5 protein-coding genes are annotated in these 5031 nt (G+C 73.4%); 3 read left to right on the forward strand and 2 right to left on the reverse strand.

Features of this window, described 5'->3' with window-relative positions:
• Positions 1–64 precede the first annotated feature (64 nt).
• The 3 genes from AB8Z36_RS31010 (at position 65) to AB8Z36_RS31020 (ending at position 3341) form a co-directional block, all read left to right on the forward strand.
• Positions 65–913 (forward strand): GNAT family N-acetyltransferase, encoded by an 849-nt coding sequence (locus AB8Z36_RS31010; protein WP_369216714.1) that lies wholly within the window; start codon positions 65–67, stop codon positions 911–913.
• 59 nt (positions 914–972) lie between these two features.
• The gene (locus tag AB8Z36_RS31015; protein WP_369216715.1) at positions 973–1515 is read left to right on the forward strand and encodes a GNAT family N-acetyltransferase; all 543 of its coding nucleotides are present in this window, start codon (positions 973–975) and stop codon (positions 1513–1515) included.
• A gap of 128 nt (positions 1516–1643) precedes the next feature.
• Entirely contained in the window at positions 1644–3341 is a 1698-nt protein-coding gene (locus AB8Z36_RS31020; RefSeq protein WP_369216716.1) for a proline--tRNA ligase, read from the forward strand.
• Positions 3342–3447: 106 nt separating this feature from the next.
• Here the strand turns inward: AB8Z36_RS31020 and AB8Z36_RS31025 are convergent, their stop codons facing one another.
• Positions 3448–4341, reverse strand: a complete 894-nt coding sequence (locus AB8Z36_RS31025; RefSeq protein ID WP_369216717.1) for an aminoglycoside phosphotransferase family protein — start codon at positions 4339–4341, stop codon at positions 3448–3450.
• A gap of 27 nt (positions 4342–4368) precedes the next feature.
• Complete coding sequence (locus tag AB8Z36_RS31030) at positions 4369–4842, reverse strand: ferritin-like domain-containing protein (RefSeq protein ID WP_369216718.1); 474 nt, start codon at positions 4840–4842, stop codon at positions 4369–4371.
• Between the last annotated feature and the right edge of the window lie 189 nt (positions 4843–5031).

A 5031-nucleotide genomic window follows, 5' to 3' on the forward strand; every position in this document is an offset into this window, starting at 1 on the left:
GCACAAGGCGCCCCCGCCAGGTACAGTGCGGAGATCAGCAAACCGTATGGTGAGGCCCCCGCACGTGTTGACTCAGACCACCACCCGGGTCCTCGAACCGAGTGACCTCGACGCCGCGCTCGCCGTGCTCGACCGCGAGCCGGTCGCGAACGCCTTCGTGACCGCCCGCGTCCAGGTGGCGGGCCTCGACCCCTGGCGCCTCGGCGGCGAGATGTGGGGCTGGTACGAGGACGGCATGCTGGCCTCCCTCTGCTACGCGGGCGCGAACCTCGTACCGATCTGCGCGACCCCGCGAGCCATCCGCGGCTTCGCCGACCGCGCCCGCAGAGCCGGCCGCCGCTGCTCCTCGATCGTCGGCCCCGCGGACGCCACGGCCCAGCTCTGGCGGCTCCTGGAACCCTCCTGGGGCCCCGCCCGCGAGATCCGCGCCCAGCAGCCGCTGATGGTCACCGACAAGCTCCCCGACGACATCGTCCCCGACCCCTACGTCCGCCGCGTCCGCAAGGACGAGATGGAGACGATCATGCCGGCGTGCGTGGCGATGTTCACCGAGGAGGTCGGCGTATCGCCCCTCGCGGGCGACGGCGGCCTGCTCTACCAGGCACGCGTCGCCGAACTCGTCGGCTCGGGACGCTCCTTCGCCCGCCTCGACCAGGACGGCAAGGTCGTCTTCAAGGCTGAGATCGGCGCCGCCACCTCCCAGGCCTGCCAGGTCCAGGGCGTGTGGGTGGCCCCCGAGTACCGGGGCAGGGGCCTCGCGGCCCCCGGCATGGCGGCCGTCCTGCGGTACGCGCTGGCCGACGTGGCCCCCGTGGTCAGCCTCTACGTGAACGACTTCAACACCGCCGCCAGAGCCGCGTACCGCCGCGTCGGCTTCAAAGAGGTCGGCGCGTTCATGAGCGTCCTGTTCTGAGGCCCCCGCCGTCCGAGCGCCCTGTTCAGAAGCGCGGCACCGCCAAGTAGGGTCGCCCCATGACTGACGACGTCGTGATCGGGCCCGTCGACCTCGCCGCGCGGGTGGACGAGGCCCTGCGCGTCCAGGCCCAGGCCTTCGGACTGAGCGACGACGAGGTGGCCGTACGGCGGCAGATCGTGCTGCGCCACCTGACGTACGCCGGAGCCCGCTCGTTCGGCGCGCTCACCCCCGACGACCGTCTCGTCGGCTTCGTCTACGGCATGCCCAACAACCGGGGCCACTGGTGGTCGACGGTGGTCGAGCCGTACCTGCGCGGCCAGGGGCTCGACGACTGGCTCGACGACTCGTTCGTCATCACCGAGCTGCACGTCCACCCCGACCACCAGAACCTCGGCATCGGTCGGGCGCTGATCACCACCATCACCGAAGGCGTCGCCCAGCCCCGCTCGATCCTCTCCGCGATCGACGTCGAGAGCCCCGCCCGCGGCCTCTACCGCTCCCTCGGATACGAGGACCTCGCGCGCCGCGTCCTGTTCCCCAGCGCCCCCATGCCGTACGCCGTGATGGGCGCCCCGCTGCCGCTGCCGAAGCGGTCCTGAGCGGTCCGGGCGGCATAACCGATTTCCGCCCGCGCCCGCGCCCCGGCTAACCTCCTGAGCATTACTCTCCCCCGAGCTCTCGGCTCCGTTCGAGCAGGGGGGACCCCCAGCAGCAGGAGACAAGAATCATGGCAGCCCAGGTCCAGCGCATGTCCCGGTTGATGGTCAAGACACTGCGCGACGACCCGGCGGACGCCGAGACGCTCAATCACAAGCTCCTCGTCCGGGCCGGTTACGTCCGCCGCACCGCCGCAGGCATCTGGACCTGGCTGCCGCTCGGCAAGAAGGTCTACGAGAACATCGCCCGCGTCGTACGCGAGGAGATGGACGCCATCGGCGGCCAGGAGGTCCTGCTCCCCGCGCTCCTGCCCAAGGAGCCCTACGAGGCGTCCGGCCGCTATGAGGAGTACGGCGACCTGCTCTTCCGCCTCAAGGACAGGAAGGGCGCCGACTACCTCCTCGGCCCCACGCACGAGGAGATCTTCACCCAGGTCGTCAAGGACCAGTGCTCGTCCTACAAGGACCTGCCGGTGATCCTCTACCAGATCCAGACGAAGTACCGCGACGAGGCCCGCCCGCGCGCCGGTGTGCTGCGCGGCCGCGAGTTCCAGATGAAGGACTCCTACTCCTTCGACACGACGGACGAGGGCCTCGCCGAGGCGTACGCGCTGCACCGCGGGGCGTACCAGAAGATCTTCGAGCGCCTCGGCCTCGACTACCGCATCGTCTCCGCGATCTCCGGCGCCATGGGCGGCTCGGCGTCCGAGGAGTTCCTGGCCCCCGCCCCGGCCGGCGAGGACACCTTCGTGGACTGCCCGAACTGCGACTACGCCGCCAACACCGAGGCCGTGACCTTCAAGCTAGCCCCGGTCGACGGCTCGGCGCACGGCCCCGTCGAGGAGCTGGACACCCCCGACACCCCGACCATCGAGACGCTCGCCGAGCACCTCGGCGTCCCGGCCTCCGCGACCCTGAAGAACCTCCTGGTCAAGGTCGACGGCGAGATCGTGGCCGTCGGCGTGCCCGGCGACCGCGAGGTGGACCTCGGCAAGCTCGGCGAGCAGCTGGCCCCGGCCGAGGTCGAGCTGGTCACCGCCGAGGACTTCGAGGGCCGCGAGGACCTCGTGCGCGGCTACGTCGGCCCGCAGGGCCTGGAGAAGGTGCGCTACATCGCCGACCCGCGCGTCGCGCCCGGCACCGCCTGGATCACCGGCGCCAACAAGCGGGACAAGCACGCGAAGAACGTGGTCTGCGGCCGTGACTTCGAGGTCGACCAGTACCTGGACGTCGTCGTGGTCGAGGCGGGCGACCCCTGCCCCGCCTGCGGCACCGGCCTCAAGCTGGACCGCGCCATCGAGATCGGCCACATCTTCCAGCTCGGCCGCAAGTACGCCGACACCTTCCAGCTCGACGTCCTCGGCAAGGAGGGCAAGCCGGTCCGGGTGACCATGGGCTCGTACGGCATCGGCGTCTCCCGCGCGGTGGCGGCCCTCGCCGAGCAGACCGCCGACGACAAGGGCCTGTGCTGGCCCAAGGAGGTCGCTCCCGCCGACGTGCACGTGGTCGCCGCGGGCAAGGCCCTCCAGACGGAGCTGGCCCTCGACGTCGCCGAGAAGCTGGGCGCCGCCGGTGTCCGCGTCCTGGTGGACGACCGGGCCGGGGTCTCCCCGGGCGTGAAGTTCACCGACGCCGAGCTGATCGGCGTCCCGCAGATCCTGGTCGCGGGCCGCCGCTCCGCCGAGGGCGTCCTCGAACTGAAGGACCGCCGCACGGGCGAGCGCGAGGAGCTCACGGTCGACGAGGCCGTCGCCCGCCTCACCGCCTGACCCGCCGCACCGCTCGGCCGCCTGACGGCCGCACGGCCGGCGGAGACGCCGAGGGCGCACCCCGTCCCGTACGGGGTGCGCCCTCGCGCGCGTACGCCGCCGTCCGCTACAGCCAGCCCGCGAACTCAAGCAGCAGCTCCGCGTCCTGGGCGCGGCCCACGCGCAGCGCGCGGACCCCCGACTCCACCGCGCGGAACAGCGTCCACCCGCGCAGCCGCTCCTGGTCCACATCGAGGGACTCGGCCAGCTTCTTCACGCGCCGCCGCGTGATCGACGCGCCGGACGGGGAGGCGATCAGGTCCTCCACCCGGTCCCGCACCAGCCGGGCGAGGTCGAAGGCGGGCTCGCCGACCACCGGATCGGGCCCCACGGCCAGCCACGGCACCCGGTCGCCCGCGAGGACCTTGCTCTGCCGGAAGGTGCCGTGCAGCAGCCGCGCCTCCGGCTCCCCGGCGAGCAGCTCACGGCGGGCCGCGAGCGCCGCGTCCACCAGCGGCGCGACCTCGGGCGCCGCGGTGCCCCGCATGGCCTCGGCCTGCCGCCCCGTCCGCTCGGCGACCGTCTCGAAGCGGTGCCCCGCGGGCGGCGCGACCCACAGCCGCCGCAGCGTCCCCGCCGCCTCCAGGAGCGCCTTGGCCTCGGGCAGGGTCCGCACGGACACATCGCGGTGCAGCCGCTCGATGAGCAGCGCCCCGTCCGCGCACTCGGGGTCGAGGAGCCTCGCGGCGCCGAGGCCGCCCCAGCCCGTCAGGGCCGCCCGCTCGCTCTCGGGCCGCGACCTGGGCGGCACCAGCTTGAGGACGGCGGGGGTGCCGTCGGCCCGCCGCACCATCAGGACGAGGCTGCTGCGCCCGCCCGGTACATGGACCCGCTCGACGGTCAACTCGCGTGCGGCCACGGCCTGTTCCACCGCCGTGGGCAGCTTCTCCAGCCAGTCCTCGCCGTCCCGCGCACTCTCGCCGAGTGCGGTGACCAGACGCTGCGGCGGTTCGAAAGCCATGCGCGAGCCGTTTCCTTCCTGAAGGGGTTACGCCTTGGGCGTCGCCGGAGCCGATGCGCCGCCGTCGGCGGACCGCTCGGCGAGCCCAGGGAAGGCTACGCTCCCGCCGCGCCACCGCGCCGCCCGGACCGCCGCCTCCCGCAGCGCCTCGGCCGCGGTGCCCCGCAGGGTGCCCGATGAGGCGCGCACGAGATCGGAGTAGACCCCGGCCACCCGGTCCTCCAGCTCGACGGCGAGCTTCTCGGCCGCCGCGGAGTCGGGCACGGGGAACGGCAGCGCGTAGGCCGCGTCGGCGGGCTGCGGCTCGCCGCCCCTGTCCCGCACGGCGCGCTGGAGCGCGTCCCGCCGCGCGCGGTGCGCGTCGTAGCCCGTGCGCGCCTCCGCCCTGCGCTTGGAGCCGATGCGGCCGCCGACGACTCCGTAGCCGTACACGGCGGCGTGTTCGGCGCCCAGGGCCGCCTGGACGGCCTTGAGCTCATCGTCCTTCGCCTGCGACCTCATCGGCCCCGATCCGTCCGGCGCGCCGCTCACTTGTCCTCCTCCGTCAGCAGGTAGGCGTGGGCCGCTCCCGCGGCGGCCACCGACGCGAGCAGCCTCGCCTGCTCGTCCGAGGCGTCGAGCAGGTCCTTGCCCCGCCGGTCGGCGAGGTCCCGCTCCGCCTTGGCGAGGCCGCGCACCGCCTCCTTGGGG

The organism is Streptomyces flavofungini (assembly GCF_041028215.1).
In the GTDB taxonomy this organism is placed as follows: domain Bacteria; phylum Actinomycetota; class Actinomycetes; order Streptomycetales; family Streptomycetaceae; genus Streptomyces; species Streptomyces flavofungini_B.

Excerpts from the sequence above, each read along its gene's own strand:
- AB8Z36_RS31015 (WP_369216715.1), top strand. The coding sequence starts at position 973 with ATGACTGACGACGTCGTGATCGGGCCCGTCGACCTCGCCGCGCGGGTG.
- AB8Z36_RS31020 (WP_369216716.1), top strand. The coding sequence starts at position 1,644 with ATGGCAGCCCAGGTCCAGCGCATGTCCCGGTTGATGGTCAAGACACTG.
- AB8Z36_RS31025 (WP_369216717.1), bottom strand. The coding sequence starts at position 4,341 with ATGGCTTTCGAACCGCCGCAGCGTCTGGTCACCGCACTCGGCGAGAGT.
- AB8Z36_RS31030 (WP_369216718.1), bottom strand. The coding sequence starts at position 4,842 with ATGAGGTCGCAGGCGAAGGACGATGAGCTCAAGGCCGTCCAGGCGGCC.